Origin of the sequence: Pseudoalteromonas sp. C12FD-1 (genome assembly GCF_037414265.1) — a bacterium.
Lineage (GTDB): Bacteria > Pseudomonadota > Gammaproteobacteria > Enterobacterales > Alteromonadaceae > Pseudoalteromonas.
Window position 1 is genome coordinate 16760 of the sequence record NZ_JBBEVD010000049.1, and the last position, 17376, is coordinate 34135.

The window sequence follows — 17376 nt, forward strand, 5'->3', positions numbered from 1 at the left end:
CTTTTACTAATAAACTTATAAACCTTAGCTAAAATGATCTACTTAAGCTAAGCGTTTAGCGCCATATTAGTACCTTTTTCAGCAATATAGAGCGCCATTTTTGCGCTTAATATGGTGTTTTTTTATACTGTGAGAGATTAAATAGGTGGGTTGAATACGCTAAAATCAGGCGCGTTTTTATTTAATTTTAACCCCATTTTAGCTTTTTAAATTTTATACCGAGCATAAAAAAGGCACTATTGTGCCCTAAAGTAAGTGTTATTTTATGCTGTTTTAGCGAGTTACTTACCAATACAATAAGTGAAAAAACCAATAAAAACAGTAGGTTTATATTTTTAGGTGGGTCTGTGGTGGCCCACTTTCGCATTAGAAAATATCGTGCAAGTAAACTAAAGGAAAGTAAGCCCGATCACCAAGTTTAATCATCGATAGTTTATAGATGCTTTCTTGTTGAGTGATTCAGCCTTTTTTTTGATGAAATCACTTTCGCTTATATCACCTTTTATCTTGTTACCAAGAAGCCATTGATCAAGCTCTAACCTATCGAAGAAGATCTTTTTACCATTAGGTTTTGCATGAGGAATAATGCCTTCATGGGTTAGTTTATAGATGTAGCTTTTTGCCATACCTGTATAAAGTGCGCATTCGTCAACTGTTAATGCGGCTTTGTTGCATAAGTGACTTTTCAAGATCATCTCTTCAATTGTATTTCGGATATCTGGTAATTCGTCATTCTTACGTAGTGCATCACTTATATCATTTTTCATGGTCTACTCTCTTAAATCTCTTGGGAAAACGGGAATTTTGGGAAAATCAAATTAATTCATGACGTTAAGTTGGGAAATAAACTTGGGAAAGTGCTTCATCTAAAGCTAAATCAGCCACAATTTGTTGTGGTAGCACTTTAAAGTAGCGACCACCAGGCGGCCCACCTGCGATTACTTTCTTGAATGTTCCTCGACCTTCACGGCTTTCCAACCAATGATTTTTACACATTAGTTTAATCGTATGAGAAATATCATTTCTATAACTAACCTTTAAGCCTTCCATAAATGCATCACGAGTTACGAACCAAGCAAACTGGCCGTCTTTTTCTATTGCGTAGCCGTAGTTATCACCTAAAAACTTACCTTCAGGTAATAATTTTCGACGCCAAAGTTTTAATGCATAGGGTAATTGTTTTATTAACTTGTCATCTTCTGAATCACTAGAAGAGCCACGTATTTCGAGCCAAGCATCAAATGCTTCTTTTGCGCTTTTTTCAGCAAGGCCTTTAGGCCAAGGCATAAGCCCAGCTAAAGTTGCTAATTCACCGCTCACTCCATGTAACGCAAATCTTTTTGCTGCTTCAATAACCTGATTGCCATTATTTTCTTTTGTTATTTCCCAATGGGCTAACATCGTTTTGATATTGCGATTTAAAAGAGTAGGGAGATCATCAATAGTACTTAAGTGTTCAACCCATTGTGGCATAACAGTGCCATGATTTTCGTTAACAGCTTTCCAAATAGATTCAGAAAAGTCATTCATGTTGTTATGACCATAAAGATCGTCATAAGCACCATGTTGCCTTTGGATTGGAACTTCTAAAAAGCGGATTTCTTGTCCTGCTTTTACGCCTTTATGTATTGATGAAAGCTTTTCTTCTAGCCCCATTTCACCAGTACTTAAGAAGATAAGTCGCCACTTTTTTCGCTGGATTTGAGAGCCATCTTTATTACTACGCGATTTCGACATACCATTAGCTATTGTATAAATGGACTGATCGACGACCTCAGGGTCTACCTGATGCAGTTCATCTAAGCAAAGTAGTAAGTTATTATGTTCCACTGCTATTGCTTCTAATCCATTAGCCGTGCTTCTCCATGCATAATAGAAGTCAGTACCTGAGTACAAGCTTGCAGCCATTATTAAGGTCGTTGTTTTAGACGCTTTGGACTTGCCAAATAAGTGAACACCACAGCTGGGCCAGTTTAACCAGTGGAGTAGAGGGGCACATAACCCTGTACAGACAGTAAATGCAAGTAATGGGTTGTTTATACAAAGACTACCAACCTCTTTCTGCCAACTAGATAAGGTACCTGCGGAACTTAAAAAATCAGCTTCTTTTGTGCCTGAGTAAATAACTTGCTCTGCTCCATTACTTACGCACCAACTGGGTGTAACAAAGCTATTATTAAGCCAGCCTGTTTGAGTCGCGCTTTTATATCGTTTTTCTGGCCTTGCTTGAATCAGGTAAGATGTTATTGGGTCCCATATACCTTTACGACTTGAAAGTGCAAGGCCTGTATCTACAAGCAATTCTTTTAACACCTTACCTTGATCATTAATAATGTGGCGTCGTGGTATTAGCTTGCGTATGCAAATACCGTCTAAGTTTTTCCACTCAACAAGCAAGCCGTAGTCTCGAGTACTATTACCTCCTCTTGAAATGCCAAGCACTTTAATTGGGCCACACAAGAACCTTGGTTCTGAATCGGCTGTAGGGGTGTAAAATAAACCTGTTTCTCTAAGCTCAAACATAATAAAGCTCCTTTACTTTGATTTCTTTTAGTTTCGTTTGGAGTTATTTGAGCAGGAAATTTCATGGGATGCTGGGAAAAACTAGGGGAAGTTTCAGTGGGTTTTTCAGCCCTTTAAAAATGCGGTGTAGACATTACGGGTACAACTTTTTTACATAAAATTGGCGTAAAAATGACGTTTTTGAACGTAAAAAATTAGGCATGCCTAATTTTTTCGCTAGAAATATTGGATATCAGTCGAATTTATTGAGGTTGTCGCGATTAAAATGAAATAGCAAAGCAAAAAATATCACCAACGCCAGAACCATGGCGCATCCTGTAAGTAAAGGAGCCATTGCTATATTTTCCCCTCTTTAATTGCTTCAAATAAATCATGCTTCAATTTGTCGTAGTGCCGAGTAGCGCGAATAGCCAGCACCATTAACACCCACATCTGAAACCATTCATAGTCAGTCATAAGAACACCTTAATGTCTTGTATTACCCAAGTAGATATTACCTTCCCAATTGCAAAGCTCTTTATTTGTCATCATTTCCCCTTTCAAATTAGGCATGCCTAATTTACAGATAAGTATCGTAGAGCTCTCCACGGGCTTTAACGTCTTCAGCTTCTGCGCTAGTCATTTCTTCACCATCAGCAATAATGTTACCCATACCATCATCCAATTCATCTAGTTGTTCGTTTTCATTTTCAACTGTTTCGCTACAACTAAAAAAAGCACTTGCTACGAAAAAAACTACAACAACTAATATACCCAAAAAGCCTTCAAATCCCATATTAACCTCCAAATAATTAGGCATGCCTAATTGTTTGCTAAGTATTCCTTAGTATCTAGATTTAATTAAAGCTAAGAAAATCTTAGTTTTCAAGAGCGAATGTCTTACACCAATTGAAAACTAATGATGGTTCGCCGTTTCCAACACGGCTAAAGCAAGCAAGAACAAGACTTGGTCTGTCCCAAAAGCAATTAGGAATAATGGCAGGGATGGATAGGTTTGTTGCGTCTGCTCGTATGAACCAATATGAGCGTGGTGTTCACACCCCTGATTTCAAAACGGTAGTTGCGTTGAGTGGTGTTCTAAAGGTGCCAACTGCCTTCTTGTTCTGTATTGAAGACGAGTTGGCTGAAAAGATACTAAATTGGATAGAACTCGACTAACACTTTAAACCAAGCTTTTGGCGTACTCGAAAATATCCCATCGACTTTTTATAGGCGTAAATAAATCACTAAATATCCACGCAATACTAGCTAAAAATATGGATATTTTGGTAAGCCCTTTATGGTATTTCATTGTTAGCCCACTTAATCGCCCTATTCCTGGGTTTGATGAAAGCGCATTTCGCATGAATTCACTTAGCGTAAAAATAGCTGCTGGGAAAGTTGTCATTAATAGCCTAGCCCAATCTACAGTTTTACCACCAAACACTAGCAATAATATAGCACCTAACATTACTGAGGCTGTTAAAACAAAAAATATAGGCATTTTCACACTGAAAAAGTCTCTTACAATTGGAATCCAAGGAACAATACTCTTAATTGTCTGGGCATCTTTTTCATGGAGCCTTCCAAGCTGTATTGATAAGGCTACTGAGAGAAAAACAGGAACACATAAGCGTATTATTGTTTCTATCCACCATGTTTCAAGTGAAAGGTAGTCCTTCAAAGGCTCATCTAACTTGTCATATATATAAAATAGATCAGCCTCTACGGCGATTGAAAATCCAAAATAACTAATTGGTGTGATCAACATGAAGAGCATAAATACACACAAATAATAATGACTTTTCTTAATAAGTCTCAATATAGAAGCTAATCGATGTATTGGTCTTAGTAAAATGCTCAAATCTTAGTCTCTCATAATTAAAATAATTTAAATCAATATCTTATATTAACTGCCCAAGTAAGCATAGGTTATCTTCAATCGTTCATGACCTAATTCTTGGCTAATTTGCTCACGGACTTTGGTATCGTGCTCATAATCAGTGGGCGACAGCTCTTTTCTATGCGGGCCACCATCGGCAGGGCATTTCCAACCTGTAAGCTCTAAATAACGCTCCCTTGCGTAATGATGACGCAGTCCGTGATTTTTATTTAATCCAACTCGAATTGTTTCGCGGTCGTACTGTTCCATTTGTGACTTATAGTTTTTGTCAGGTTCGATAAGTGCGCCTTTAGTAACGGCACCAATATCACGAATGAGCTGTCGTTGAGATTCTTTTAAGATCGGAATTTTGCGGTATTTGCCACCTTTAGCCCATGAGCCTTTTATTTGTAGAGTGTTAGCATTTATCAAAGCATAGGATAAGCTGAATTTCATACACTCCTCTTTTCTAAGCCCAAACTCTTGCTGCAAACGCAGGGAAAGCTTGATCAAGTCACTTTTGATCTTGGCATGCTTATCCATGTCTAACGTTTTTGACTTGCCAATGGGGTTGTTGCGAACTCTGGGAATGCCGTAATCATCATTGCTGCGTGAACAGATATTAGGTTTACCTATTTTTTCGGCAATCCAACGTAAGGCGGCCATTCTGTTTTTAATCGTTTTTGGTGCTAAACCTTCATCTTGCCAACGCGTTACAAGGTGATTGATATGTTTGGTTTTAAGACCTGATGGATCTCTTAATCTATAACCATGGCTAAGTAGTTGTGCTGCAGCAAGGTTTAATACTTTGCTACGGGTAGCTCTAGTGCTAAAGCTACTTTCGCGGTGTGTGTCGTTTACCATTTGGTGAAGTCGATATCCTAATTGGCTCATTTCATGTTCCTCATAAATTTAAAAAGTAATTTTGAAAGTATTGAGAAAAACACCAAACCGAAGACCAGGGGGCGAAATGCCAAAATAGGTAAGTTTTAAAGCCATATGAACGGTGCGTAACCGAGCATATTGTCGAAAGACATAAAGGCTAACTGGTCTAAAGCAACAAAGCTGAGCCGTGTGATTTCTGTTGAAATACAGCGCGAACTACCGTGGTTTATATTTGTGTTGTTTATAGTGGGGTGGTCGTGTGACCCATAATGCTGCGAATGCAGATCCTCAGGAACGTGTTGCGGGCAGTGAATACGCCCTTTTTCTTTGTGCTCATTTCGAGCTAGTTCATAAATAAAATTATCACAGTGATCAGAGATTGCAACACCTTTTTGACGCGCTCAAATCTCCATCCCTCTTCTGGCCCTGCAATTTTTCAAGGCGGATTGGGTATCGAGGCATCATGAGCAGTGGCCTCGACGGGCGACTCTGCGAGTCGTCCCTACCTCTTTCGAGTAGGGACGACTTATTCTGTAGGCTTTATTTTATTGTCACCATTTGACAGTGAATGATTATCTAAATTTAGACGAACGAATTGAGTAAGGTAGGAAACATAGGTTGATTTTGCTCTACCAGCATAAATATCACTATCATCAGTATACCCAGCTTGTTCTTCCAATTCTTCAGCTATACTTTCAAGTATATCTTGGATGTCAGGAATGACATTATCAGGTGTTTCATCCCTTAGTAAGGCAAAAAGCCTAAAATTGTAATTAGCTTTCTCTTCATCAGAGTCTAAATGTATATAAATAGCCCAAATGTAGCTTGAAAAATCCTCATTATGTAGCGGAATTGCTCGCTTCTCTAATTCACCAATGTGTTTATCTAAAATGTGCCCGAAATTATCATTAAAGTTATCGGGTAAAGCACTACGCATGTAACGATTTGAACGCCATACAGGTACTGATTTTGAGTATTCATCGGTTAATTTTATTAATTCAAACTCATCTATAGACTCTATAGTGCTTAGTAGCTCTTTTTTATTAACACTTAATATGTATTCTATATTCGCTTCATACCAATTTGAGCCAGCTTTAAAGTGTAGCTTTCTAACACTTTTAACAAATGAGTTTCCAGGAAATACATCAGATTCTTTAATTTTTTTGCAAACGGCAATTTCAACTGTAGAGTCAAGCGAATCATTTCTACACGCTATGTCACAGTTTTGAGAGAGAATTAAAAAAATAGAGCTATTTTTTATTTTTTTTAAGGAATCTCTATATTCCGGTTTGTGGAAAGACTTAGACCAATTTTTCTTAGTTTCATCAGAGATCAAACTTGCAGAAAAGCAAGAGGCTTGTACAAGCCTCTTGTCATGAAGTAAAATTTGTCCAGATGAATGCATATCACTCATTTAACTTTCTCATGCTGATTTTGTTAATTGGCGTAGTGATACTTCATTAGTTTCAGATAAGTTTGTGTTTTGAGAAACTAATATTTCAGCAATTTTATCCGCAAATTTATATATGCTGTTATGATCTAATTTTTGTTCAGATAGCAAATCTACTAATGATTTTCCATTCATCGTATAGTTTTTAGCAACTGCTCCTGGGCTGTACTCAAATTTAGATTGTAACTGTAACATAATGTCATGAAGCTCTTTTGCTCTTTCTCTCGTTGCTGTATTTGCAACTCTTTGCTCCAAAGATTGGTTTTGATATGAGTGCAAAGTCTGTCTTGAAACATCAAAAATTCTTGCAACATCCTTATTTGGTAAACCGATACCAATTTTTATTTGTTTTATAATGTCAGATAGGCTGACTAAATCATGCTTTTCTACAGTTGAGAGCTTTTTGCCTACTGAAGACCATGCTGAGCCCTTATCATTAGATTCATAAACCTCTTGGTGTTGAGACTCAATAATTTTATCAATATCAACAGCTCCGTAAGTATTGAAGCTTATTGCTCCTACAACAAGCATTGAAGTCATTGTTGTAGAGTTTCTTAATGATGTATACGACATTTTTATACTTCCTTATATCCCCAAGCTTTTTTTGCTTTTTCAGTAATTGTTTGCCAAAAAACATCACTTGCCAATTGATACAGCATATTCGTAGCAGTTTTTATTTCTAATAAATCAAACTTAGGGCTTCTTTCAAAGTGATAAGTGTGATCTATATCTAGAATACCATATGTTTCAGATTCAACCTCTAGCCATTCTTTTTGTCCATCAATAATTAGCCCACATTTCTCATCTGGCTCCATTAGGTTATCAGGTAATACTTTATGAATTCGTTTTGAAACTGTTGGTAACTCTTCAAAATTTAGCACAAGAACTTGATTCTCTGAAACTTTCATTGCTTTTAATGAATGACCTTGTAAGTGTTTTCCAAGATTTGCAAGCTTAGGGGGTTGAATCTCGCTGCTTACAAAGTCTTCAAGCGAAGAATGTCCTACTGGTGCAATAACATCAATATACCTTAGTCCAACAGATTTAAGTAACGTACTATCCAGTCTAGGAATTAGTTCAATACACCCTTTTAAGACTCTATGGAACTTGTCATAAAACTCAGAAAAAGTTGTATATGCTGTGGATTTTAAGATAATAGAGGATTCTGAGATTTCAACTATCTCCTTCTCCCCTGATGCACGAAAAAGCAAACGTTCCTTAGAAAGCTTTTTGTGTCGCATTTGTTGCGTTGCGTTGTCATAGTGCCATTCAGCGATATCCGCTTTACTCACTATTTTTTCCGCAAAGCCTTCTTCCATCATTCTCAGATGAAGAGTTTGTTGTAGCTCTTCAGTTATTGGCTGAAGAGTCGGCAAATCAGCAAACTTTAGATGAATAAGAGTATGCACGAGTGGTGCTTGTTCTAAAACTTTTTTCATTTGATTTACCCAGATTGTTAATAAAATTTATTGGATGTGGATTTTACACTTTTTTTGACACTTAAAAATAGATAATAGTTCATCTTTTACACTTTTTTTTACTTATCTTATACAAAACCACTCCTTTCAAACCCTGTAAAGCCATAAATCGGAACCCCGCAAGCGGGGCCCCCTTGCTTCGCAACCCTGCGGGCGATTTCTAGCTTGACTGGATTTTCTCTGCGTAGTGAAGGTTATCCAAGAGGTATGCGGCGCTCTGAGTGGCAAGCACTCGACGCTTTCACACCTCCTGGATACAACTGGCTTTTCAAATAAAAACGGGAAAGAGGGAAGGTAAATAAAATTATATTTAACTGTTTTTATTAAACTTTCCCAGTTTCCCATATTTCCCAACCTAATATCCTTTATTGAAATAGACTAGGTAGGGTGGTCATCGCCTCTTTTCGCTTACGCTCAACTATATCAGAGTAAATTTGTGTTGTTTTTAACTCTGAGTGGCCTAGTAGCTTTGATACCGTATAGATATCGATATCATTAGTTAACATACGGACTGCGAACGAGTGCCTTCCACAGTGAAAGGTTATGTGCTTTGTAATCCCTGCTCTGAGCATCCATTGGGTTAGGGCTACGTTTGTATAGCTTGAGTATCTTAAGCCTTTAAAAACACGTTCATGGGCTTCTCCTTGCGAACCTAATAAGCTGATCGCATCATCGGGCAAATCAAGGTACTGAAGGTTTTTTGTTTTCTTATGTTTGAACGTCGTACGTTGCTCTTTTAAAGCTATTTGATTCCACGTTAGCTTGTGAATATCGCACCAGCGCATACCGGTGAGGCAACTGAATAAGAATGCTCTTTTGAGTACATCATATCGGCACTCTGTTCTGTAGAGAGCTGTCAATTCTTCCTCTTCTAAGTAATTACGAGGATTTTGTTCGATCTTGATGCTTTTTACTTCGTTTACAGGATTTCGACGAATAATGCCTTCATGAAATGCTTTGTTTAAAGCTGCTCTCACTTTGTTGAAATAGCATGATGTAGTATTTGAAGAAAGTAGCTTATCTGATTTTGTTCGTGCATGTTTTATTAAGTATGTTCTGAACCCTAATAACACATCAGCATCGAAGTCAGCAAAGGATAAAGGGTTACCCTCACAGTATTTTTGCAAATGGATTAATGCTGATTCCCATAGCGATACATTTGATTTGCTGTCTGTGTGCTCTTTGTCATTAATTATTTGCTGCATGTAGCTATAAAAGCTTTCTTGCTGTTTTTCTGAGTCTTCAAAATGATGCTTGTTGTTAGCTAAATCGACAACTGCTTGCGCTCTTATCTTTTCTGAAATATCTAGGGTCTTTTTATTGTGATCTCGTTCAAACTTGTCTTTAGGAGTGGCGTAAATAAACAAGTCTAATGATTGTCTTTTACGGCGTTTTACTCGTTTGCCATTTTCATTTAGGTAAGAACCATAATTTCTGGTTAACAGTAGTTGTTGGCGGCCTGTGCTATCAGCTGATTTTTTCTCGATGGTTAGTTTCATAATAACTTCCTCTTTGGTGGACCAATAGTGGCCCACAACAAAGAAGTAGGTGGGCCATTCGAGGCCCATATTATGAAACTAAAGGAAGCTAGAGAAAGATAAAAAAGTTATTAAATGTATGAATGTATTAGATATTTTAACTTTACTTGGATGTTTCTTTCCTTTGGTTTACCTTGTTATTTACCAATACAGAACGAGCTAAATATTTTGCCTAGTAGGTCGTCTGAGGTAAATTCACCGGTTATTTCGTTTAAGTATTGCTGCGTTAGACGTAGCTCTTCAGCTAATATTTCACCAGCTATGTGCATTTCTAATTGCGTTCTACCCGTGTCTAAGTGATAGGCCGCGTGCTCAAGCGCATCTAAATGGCGGCGGCGTGCCATAAATCCACCTTCTGTTGCGCCTTGAAAACCAATACAGGCCTTTAGGTGGTCGCGAACAAGCTCAATACCTTGTGCATTTTTAGCGCTTAAACTAATTACTGGGTATTGTTGGCTTTCATCCATACCTACTGCATCACCCGATAAATCGGCTTTATTCCTTATTACGGTAACACCCATACCTTGCGGTAATTTTGCCATAAACTCAGGCCAAATTGCGTGTGGGTCGGTGTCGGTGGTGTCGGTGCCGTCAAGCATAAACAACACGCGGTCAGCTTGGTTTATTTCATCCCACGCGCGCTCTATACCTATTTGTTCAACGCGGTCTGGGCTTTCACGTAGGCCTGCGGTATCGATAATATGCAGTGGCATGCCATCAATATGAATGTGCTCACGTAGTACGTCACGAGTAGTACCCGCTATTTCGGTTACTATGGCAGCTTCGCGTCCTGCTAGGGCATTAAGTAGGCTTGATTTACCCGCATTAGGGCGCCCTGCGATCACAACGCGCATACCTTCTCGCATAATACTGCCTTGCTTAGCTTGGCTCGTTACTGTGTTTAATTGGGTGATAATGGCATCTAAATCGCCTGATACTTTGCCATCGGATAAAAAATCAATTTCCTCATCAGGGAAGTCAATGGCTGCCTCTACATACATACGTAAATGAATAACTTTTTCTACTAGAGTTTCAATGTGTTTAGAAAACTCACCTTGTAGCGATTGTAGGGCGCTTTTAGCTGCTTGCTCTGAGGTTGCATTAATTAAATCGCTAATAGCCTCTGCTTGGGTTAAATCAAGCTTGTCGTTCATAAAAGCGCGCTCAGAAAACTCACCAGGCTTAGCTAAGCGAACGCCTTCTATTTGGCTAATTTCTTTTAATAGCATGTCTAGTACAACGGGGCCGCCGTGACCTTGTAGTTCAAGTACATCTTCGCCGGTAAATGAGTTTGGACCTGCAAAATAAATAGCGATGCCTTGATCGAGCTGCTCGCCGTTTAAACTTTTAAAAGGCACATAGTCGGCATAGCGAAGCTTAGGTACTTTGCCTATTATTTTTTCGGCCACGCTTTTAGCAAGGCTGCCAGAAACCCGAATTATACCTACGCCACCACGCCCAGGGGCGGTCGCTTGTGCTGCAATTGTGTCTTGATTGATCATGCTATTTATTTGCCAACGAGAGTAACTTTAATGGCGCTATTGTAACCTATGCATTTATTGGTAGCGAATAGCTGTGGTAAAAAATAGACAATAAAAAAGGCGACCTAAGTCGCCTTTATATAAGTAATATACCCAAACCATATCAAGATACGAGTTTCAGTTGGAGTTAAAAGCGATTTAGGCAAGGCATTAATTAAGAATAATAGTGGTTCTATTGTTAAAATTAATAACGCAGTATAAATCGCTTTTAAACCAACCCTTTGGGCATTTCACAGGAACTTAATTTCATCGTTGTTACTTTTTAAAAGGGACTGCCATTCTTGGAAAGTAACGCCTTGATCTTAAGCCCCTGTGAAACGCTGAATTCTGTATCTCGATTTGGCTTGAGTATAGCGCTAGCCTCTTACTTTAATGCCTTGCTTTTCCATGCCACGGTAGATGATAAGCATCTGGACAATAGAAATAAGGTTAGACACTAACCAGTAAAGTACTAAACCAGATGGGAACCATAAGAAGAATACAGAGAAGATAACCGGCATAAAGGTCATCATTTTTTGCTGCATTGGATCGGTAACCGTCATTGGCTGTAGCTTTTGTGTAACAAACATACTTGCACCAAATAATATTGGTAATACGTAGTATGGATCTTTTGTTGAAAGGTCTGTTAGCCAAAGTACAAATTCAGCATGGCGTAGCTCTGTCGATTCTAAGAATACGTAAAATAGCGCTAAGAAAATTGGCATTTGTAACAAAATAGGGAAACAGCCACCCATTGGGTTAACTTTTTCTTTGCGGTACATTTCCATAGTGGCTTGGCCGAACTTTTGACGGTCATCACCATATTTTTCTTTAAGGGCAGCCATTTTAGGCTGAAGGGCACGCATTTTAGCCATTGACGTGTATTGCGCTTTAGTAAGCGGGTACATTAACGTTTTGACAATAATAGTGATGGCAATAATAGCCACACCCCAGTTACCTAAAATACTGTGTAACCATTTAAGAAGCACAAATAAAGGCTGCGAAATAAACCATAACCAACCGTAATCTACAGTAAGGTCTAAATCTGGGTGAATCGCTTCAAGAATATCTGACTCTTTAGGGCCCATGTAGTAAGTCGCATTAAGTGTTTGCTCACTGCCGGCTTGTACATTTACAGGCGCTGCTTTTGTACCAATAATAGCGGCATTACTTTTAGTAATTAAGCTGTAAAGCGTGTGTGCTTCGTCTTGCTTAGGTACCCATGCACTTACAAAGTAATGCTGAATAAATGCAACGTAACCGCCTTGGGTGTTTTTATTTAGGTTTTTATCAGCCATATCTGAAAAGCTGTATTTTTCGTACGACTCTTCATCAGTACCGTAAGCTGCACCTAAATAGTTTTGATCTACTAAGCTGCCTTTTTCCTGTACGGTACGCTTAATTTGCGTATATAGCTGTACTTGTACTGGCGCACTTGTAGCATTATTTACTGTGTATTCTAGGCCTACATCGTATTGGCCTTTTTTAAATACGTATGTTTTAGTGAAGCTAACGCCATTACTATCAACATAGGTAAGTGGGACACGTAGCTCATCACCGCTTAGCGTGTAGGCTTTTTGCGTTGCTTGGTAAGTAGGGCGACCATTCGCTGATGCGTCAGGCCCATTTAAACCAATTAAACCACTTTGTGAGAAGTATTGATTGCCATCAAACTCACCTAAAAGCATAAATGGTGTTTCTTCACCTTTTACTTCTTCGTATTGGAGTAAGTCTGCTTCAACAATGTCACCGCCTTTGGTGTCTATTTTTACTTTGAAAACGTCAGTCGTAATGTCAATAACTGAACGCTTAGCAGCGGTAGCCGAAGCTGGTAAACCTGAATCTGACGATGACGGTATATAATCATCTGACTCTGGTGACGTTGTGTTTAGTGTTTGTGTAGTGGCACTAGGATCGGCTTTAGGTGTGTTGTAGTCATTATTCCATTCTTGAAATAATAAAAACGACACTAACATTAAACCGATTAATAAAAACGTGCGTTGCGATTCCATAACAGCTCTTATTTCTCGTGTTGGTGGTTAATACGGGTTAATTTTTCAGGAACGGGGTCTTCTCCGCCTGAATGTAAAGGATGGCATTTTAATATGCGTTTAAGTGCTAACCAACTCCCTTTTACAAATCCATGCAAATTAATTGCCTGAATAGCGTAATGAGAGCAGCTTGGATTAAAACGACAATGCGGGCCTAGTAATGGGCTTATCCACATTTGATAACCGCGGATAAATAACACTAAACAACGCTTTGGAATAGCAACAAGTGGTTTAAGTAACCTCATGGTGTTTATGCCCCTGCGAATATTTAGTGAATAGATACCATGTATTTAAAAGCTCAATTAAAGATTTTAAACGCATGATTAAAAGGTGAGCTAAAGATACCCTAATTAACCCTGCAATTCTATTGCTATCGGGTTTGTTTATTAGATTTAGCTGATTTGTTTGGGCGTTTTTTAAAGGGTGGTGGCTTAGGTGCACCCGGTTTGCAGCGTTCATTAATTTTGCGCCACAATTTTGTAAGTTGTTTGGTTATTTCTTCATTAGACTGCTCATCAATGCCACTTTTTACCATAAGCACAATATCAATATTATCGATGGTGTGTTGATTTAAACGAAAACTTTCGCGAGCGAGTCGTTTAATACGGTTACGTTGGCATGCCTTTTTTACACGTTTTTTAGCAACAGTGAGTCCTAACCTAGGTTTATCTTGGTCATTGGGTTTTGCTAAAAGAGTAAATAAAGGAGTTGCAGCCCGAGCGGGTTCATTAAATATGCGAGAGTAATGCGAGGGAGTTAACAGACGTAACTCCCTGCCAAAGCTAAAGTCTTCCACTTATATATTAAGCAGAAAGAACTTTGCGGCCTTTAGCGCGGCGACGTGCTAATACTTTACGGCCATTTACAGTTGCCATGCGAGCACGGAAGCCGTGTGCACGTTTGCGTTTTAAAACGCTAGGTTGAAAAGTTCTTTTCATAACAATCTCATCCGATCGGTTAAAGTTAAAACATCCTATGCAGGTCGCGATCCTGGCACAGGTGCCATTGCGAGCGCGAGATATTATAGATTAAGCACTTTAAAGTCAATCATAATTGCGCTGTAAACACCGTGTTTATTACATATTTTGTACGCTGGCTTGATATTTATAGATTAAATTTAATGCAAAATGGTCTGCTTTTGCGCAAAAAGGCGAATTAATGGCCGAGAGCGACCAAAAGAATGTGGATCGTAATAAAGTAGGGTGATCAACTAGGATCATCAAAATTAAGAAGTTTTCCACAGCTGATGTTTAAAAAGTGAATAAAAGCATGGGAAAACTCATTTAGATCGTAAAATTGGTTCGCGATCTCAGTGTGTTTTTGTTATGATCTGTTATCAGGCTTTAAAATAAAAGTCGCTATAAATCAGTCTGTTAAGATATTTATACACTGATATCAACAATTTTATAAAAATCAATCTTTTACTTGTGGATAAAGTGCCTTCATAATACCCGGTCTTGGGTCGGGTAGCTGGCCAATTGAACGCAATAAATGCATGATTTTTAATCATTATTGATGTGCGGGAATAAAAATTATACCTCTGGGAGTTTAACTGTGTATCTGTCGGTTTGGCAAAGTTGTTTATATGTATTGCAAGATGAGTTGCCTTCGCAACAATTCAGTATGTGGGTAAGACCACTACAAGCAGAAAGTACCGAAGATACCTTAACGATTTACGCACCTAATCGCTTTGTTCTTGATTGGGTAAGAGAAAAGTATTTAAACCGTATTAATGAGTTACTGGTAGAAATTTGTGGTGATGAAGCGCCCGAGTTACGTTTTGATGTTGGTAGTAAACCACTACTAAATACTCAAGCGGCGGCGCCAAGTGTTGAAGCCCCTGCATCACCTAGTTCACAGGCTCCTGCTAAACAGCAACCTGTAGAACAAAAAGCAGCAGTAGAACCTGCGCCTAAATCAGGGTATAAATCTAATATAAAAGATAACTATACCTTTGACAGCTTTGTTGAGGGTAAATCTAACCAGCTAGCAAAAGCGGCTGCAACACAAGTTGCAGATAACCCTGGCTCTGCCTTTAACCCGGTATTTATTTACGGTGGCACAGGCTTAGGTAAAACTCACTTATTACATGCAGTAGGTAATGGCATTATGGCTAACAAGCCCGATGCTAAAATTGTTTACATGCATTCTGAGCGCTTTGTGCAAGACATGGTAAAAGCACTACAAAATAATGCCATTGAAGAATTCAAACGTTATTACCGTAGTGTAGATGCGCTAATGATTGATGATATTCAATTTTTTGCTAATAAAGAGCGCTCACAAGAAGAATTTTTTCATACTTTTAATGCATTATTAGAAGGTAATCAGCAAATTATTTTAACCTCTGACCGCTACCCAAAAGAAATAGAAGGTGTAGAAGACAGACTTAAGTCACGTTTTGGTTGGGGTTTAACAATTGCTATAGAGCCGCCAGAGCTTGAAACGCGCGTAGCTATTTTGATGAAAAAAGCGCAGCAAAGTAAAATTAATTTACCGCACGAAGTTGCCTTTTTTATCGCTAAAAAACTGCGCTCAAACGTACGTGAATTAGAAGGCGCGCTTAACCGTGTAATAGCCAATGCTAATTTTACCGGGCGTCCAATTTCTATCGACTTTGTAAAAGAAGCGCTGCGCGATTTATTGGCACTACAAGATAAACTTGTCACTATAGACAACATACAGCGCACCGTGGCCGAGTATTACAGAATTCGTGTGTCAGATCTGTTATCAAAGCGTCGTAGCCGCTCTATCGCAAGGCCGCGGCAAGTAGCTATGGCATTATCTAAAGAATTAACTAATCACAGTTTACCTGAGATTGGTGACGCATTTGGTGGACGTGACCACACCACTGTATTACATGCGTGTCGTAAGGTTAAATCACTCCGTGATGAGAGCCACGAAATAAAAGAAGATTATCAAAATTTAATAAGAACGTTGTCATCTTAGGGCTGACTTTATTATGCAAATAACCATTTCAAGAGAACAATTTTTAAAGCCATTAGTGCAAGTATCGGGTGCCATTGAGCGTAAACATACGTTACCTATATTATCTAATGTACTGTTAGTGGTAGAAAATGGGCAACTTTCAATGACAGGCACAGACCTTGAAATTGAACTCGTTGCAGGTGTTTTTGTTGGTGATGATATTGCCGATACAAAGTTAACACTACCTGCTAAAAAATTACTCGATATTTGTAAAAGCCTACCAGATGGCTCTGAGCTTACGTTGAGCTTGCAAGAGCATCAACTGCTATTAACAAGTGGTAAAAGCCGCTTTTCACTGACTACACTTGCCGCGGAAGATTTTCCTAATTTAGAGCAGTGGGATGGCGAGGTTGAGTTTCAACTAACGCGTTTAGAGTTACGTAAGTTGCTCGAAAGCACGCATTTTTCAATGGCTAACCAAGATGTACGTTACTACTTAAATGGTATGTCGTTTGAAGTTGATAACGCGGATATTAAAACAGTCGCCACTGATGGTCACCGTTTAGCAATCGCACAAAAAGAATTAAGCCAATCGTTAAATACGCAGCGCCAACTAATAATACCGCGTAAAGGTGTGCAAGAAATTATGCGCCTTATGGTTGCCGATGAAGAATTAGTTACTATTCAATTTGGCGCTAATCATATTCGTATTATTGATGTGGAATTTACTTTTACCAGCAAGCTAGTGGATGGCCGTTTCCCGGATTACCGCCGAGTATTACCGCGTGGTGGAGATAAAGTAATTACCGCTAACCGTGAATGGTTACGTAATGCGTTTCAACGTGTGTCTATTTTATCTAACGAAAAATTTAGAGGTGTGCGTTTAAACCTTGCCAATGGCTTACTTAAAATTACGGCTAATAACCCTGAGCAAGAAGAGGCTGAGGAAATAGTAGAAGTAATGTATGAGGGTGATGAGTTAGAAATTGGTTTTAACGTATCGTATGTATTAGATGTACTAAATACATTAAAAACAGAAGATGTACTATTTACATTAGCAGATTCAAATAGCAGCGCACTTATTGAAGGTGCGGGTGATGAAGAAGCAATGTACGTGGTTATGCCTATGCGATTATAAGATACCC

The 17376-nt window shown here is 38.6% G+C and carries 17 protein-coding genes; 3 read left to right on the plus strand and 14 right to left on the minus strand.

The window, feature by feature from the left end; all coding sequences use genetic code 11:
- Positions 1-422: 422 nt before the first annotated feature.
- From WDB87_RS06095 to WDB87_RS06105, 3 genes are all read right to left on the minus strand, one after another.
- The gene (locus tag WDB87_RS06095) at positions 423-767 is read right to left on the minus strand and encodes an excisionase family DNA-binding protein (RefSeq protein ID WP_289098313.1); all 345 of its coding nucleotides are present in this window, start codon (positions 765-767) and stop codon (positions 423-425) included.
- A gap of 64 nt (positions 768-831) precedes the next feature.
- A complete protein-coding gene (locus WDB87_RS06100; RefSeq protein ID WP_337849361.1) occupies positions 832-2523 on the minus strand; it encodes a DUF927 domain-containing protein in 1692 nt (563 codons plus the stop codon).
- A 559-nt stretch (positions 2524-3082) separates the two neighbouring features.
- The gene (locus WDB87_RS06105) at positions 3083-3298 is read right to left on the minus strand and encodes a hypothetical protein (RefSeq protein ID WP_337849362.1); all 216 of its coding nucleotides are present in this window, start codon (positions 3296-3298) and stop codon (positions 3083-3085) included.
- A 113-nt stretch (positions 3299-3411) separates the two neighbouring features.
- Here WDB87_RS06105 and WDB87_RS06110 point away from each other — a divergent pair, with 113 nt between their 5' ends.
- On the plus strand, positions 3412-3681 hold the full coding sequence (locus tag WDB87_RS06110; protein WP_337849363.1) for a helix-turn-helix domain-containing protein: 270 nt from the start codon (positions 3412-3414) through the stop codon (positions 3679-3681).
- A gap of 4 nt (positions 3682-3685) precedes the next feature.
- Here WDB87_RS06110 and WDB87_RS06115 read toward each other — a convergent pair whose 3' ends face one another.
- The 11 genes from WDB87_RS06115 to rpmH form a co-directional block, all read right to left on the minus strand.
- The gene (locus WDB87_RS06115; RefSeq protein ID WP_337849364.1) at positions 3686-4273 is read right to left on the minus strand and encodes a hypothetical protein; all 588 of its coding nucleotides are present in this window, start codon (positions 4271-4273) and stop codon (positions 3686-3688) included.
- A 138-nt stretch (positions 4274-4411) separates the two neighbouring features.
- On the minus strand, positions 4412-5278 hold the full coding sequence (locus WDB87_RS06120; protein ID WP_337849365.1) for a phage integrase N-terminal domain-containing protein: 867 nt from the start codon (positions 5276-5278) through the stop codon (positions 4412-4414).
- Between the two features lie 517 nt (positions 5279-5795).
- Positions 5796-6683, minus strand: a complete 888-nt coding sequence (locus WDB87_RS06125; RefSeq protein WP_332394136.1) for a hypothetical protein — start codon at positions 6681-6683, stop codon at positions 5796-5798.
- A 9-nt stretch (positions 6684-6692) separates the two neighbouring features.
- Positions 6693-7292 (minus strand): hypothetical protein, encoded by a 600-nt coding sequence (locus tag WDB87_RS06130; RefSeq protein ID WP_337849366.1) that lies wholly within the window; start codon positions 7290-7292, stop codon positions 6693-6695.
- A gap of 2 nt (positions 7293-7294) precedes the next feature.
- Positions 7295-8158: a TIGR04255 family protein gene (locus WDB87_RS06135; protein ID WP_332394133.1), complete on the minus strand. Its 864-nt coding sequence runs from the start codon at positions 8156-8158 to the stop codon at positions 7295-7297.
- 404 nt (positions 8159-8562) lie between these two features.
- A complete protein-coding gene (locus tag WDB87_RS06140) occupies positions 8563-9696 on the minus strand; it encodes a site-specific integrase (RefSeq protein WP_337849367.1) in 1134 nt (377 codons plus the stop codon).
- 176 nt (positions 9697-9872) lie between these two features.
- Positions 9873-11237, minus strand: coding sequence for a tRNA uridine-5-carboxymethylaminomethyl(34) synthesis GTPase MnmE (gene mnmE, locus WDB87_RS06145; RefSeq protein ID WP_337849368.1), 1365 nt, complete (start codon positions 11235-11237; stop codon positions 9873-9875).
- A gap of 395 nt (positions 11238-11632) precedes the next feature.
- A complete protein-coding gene (gene yidC, locus WDB87_RS06150) occupies positions 11633-13267 on the minus strand; it encodes a membrane protein insertase YidC (RefSeq protein WP_286245682.1) in 1635 nt (544 codons plus the stop codon).
- Between the two features lie 8 nt (positions 13268-13275).
- Entirely contained in the window at positions 13276-13551 is a 276-nt protein-coding gene (yidD, locus tag WDB87_RS06155) for a membrane protein insertion efficiency factor YidD (protein WP_004588061.1), read from the minus strand.
- 125 nt (positions 13552-13676) lie between these two features.
- Positions 13677-14102 (minus strand): ribonuclease P protein component, encoded by a 426-nt coding sequence (gene rnpA, locus WDB87_RS06160; RefSeq protein ID WP_029772813.1) that lies wholly within the window; start codon positions 14100-14102, stop codon positions 13677-13679.
- 7 nt (positions 14103-14109) lie between these two features.
- Complete coding sequence (gene rpmH, locus WDB87_RS06165; protein WP_004335215.1) at positions 14110-14244, minus strand: 50S ribosomal protein L34; 135 nt, start codon at positions 14242-14244, stop codon at positions 14110-14112.
- 616 nt (positions 14245-14860) lie between these two features.
- Between rpmH and dnaA the strand changes: the two genes are divergently transcribed.
- A complete protein-coding gene (dnaA, locus tag WDB87_RS06170; RefSeq protein ID WP_004588059.1) occupies positions 14861-16252 on the plus strand; it encodes a chromosomal replication initiator protein DnaA in 1392 nt (463 codons plus the stop codon).
- A 13-nt stretch (positions 16253-16265) separates the two neighbouring features.
- On the plus strand, positions 16266-17369 hold the full coding sequence (gene dnaN, locus WDB87_RS06175) for a DNA polymerase III subunit beta (RefSeq protein WP_286245684.1): 1104 nt from the start codon (positions 16266-16268) through the stop codon (positions 17367-17369).
- Positions 17370-17376: the final 7 nt, after the last annotated feature.

Bases quoted from the DNA above. Each gene is read 5' to 3' on its own strand.
- WDB87_RS06095 (WP_289098313.1), bottom strand. From the start codon at position 767: ATGAAAAATGATATAAGTGATGCACTACGTAAGAATGACGAATTACCA.
- WDB87_RS06100 (WP_337849361.1), bottom strand. From the start codon at position 2,523: ATGTTTGAGCTTAGAGAAACAGGTTTATTTTACACCCCTACAGCCGAT.
- WDB87_RS06105 (WP_337849362.1), bottom strand. From the start codon at position 3,298: ATGGGATTTGAAGGCTTTTTGGGTATATTAGTTGTTGTAGTTTTTTTC.
- WDB87_RS06115 (WP_337849364.1), bottom strand. From the start codon at position 4,273: ATGTTGATCACACCAATTAGTTATTTTGGATTTTCAATCGCCGTAGAG.
- WDB87_RS06120 (WP_337849365.1), bottom strand. From the start codon at position 5,278: ATGAGCCAATTAGGATATCGACTTCACCAAATGGTAAACGACACACAC.
- WDB87_RS06125 (WP_332394136.1), bottom strand. From the start codon at position 6,683: ATGAGTGATATGCATTCATCTGGACAAATTTTACTTCATGACAAGAGG.
- WDB87_RS06130 (WP_337849366.1), bottom strand. From the start codon at position 7,292: ATGTCGTATACATCATTAAGAAACTCTACAACAATGACTTCAATGCTT.
- WDB87_RS06135 (WP_332394133.1), bottom strand. From the start codon at position 8,158: ATGAAAAAAGTTTTAGAACAAGCACCACTCGTGCATACTCTTATTCAT.
- WDB87_RS06140 (WP_337849367.1), bottom strand. From the start codon at position 9,696: ATGAAACTAACCATCGAGAAAAAATCAGCTGATAGCACAGGCCGCCAA.
- mnmE (WP_337849368.1), bottom strand. From the start codon at position 11,237: ATGATCAATCAAGACACAATTGCAGCACAAGCGACCGCCCCTGGGCGT.
- yidC (WP_286245682.1), bottom strand. From the start codon at position 13,267: ATGGAATCGCAACGCACGTTTTTATTAATCGGTTTAATGTTAGTGTCG.
- yidD (WP_004588061.1), bottom strand. From the start codon at position 13,551: ATGAGGTTACTTAAACCACTTGTTGCTATTCCAAAGCGTTGTTTAGTG.
- rpmH (WP_004335215.1), bottom strand. From the start codon at position 14,244: ATGAAAAGAACTTTTCAACCTAGCGTTTTAAAACGCAAACGTGCACAC.
- dnaN (WP_286245684.1), top strand. From the start codon at position 16,266: ATGCAAATAACCATTTCAAGAGAACAATTTTTAAAGCCATTAGTGCAA.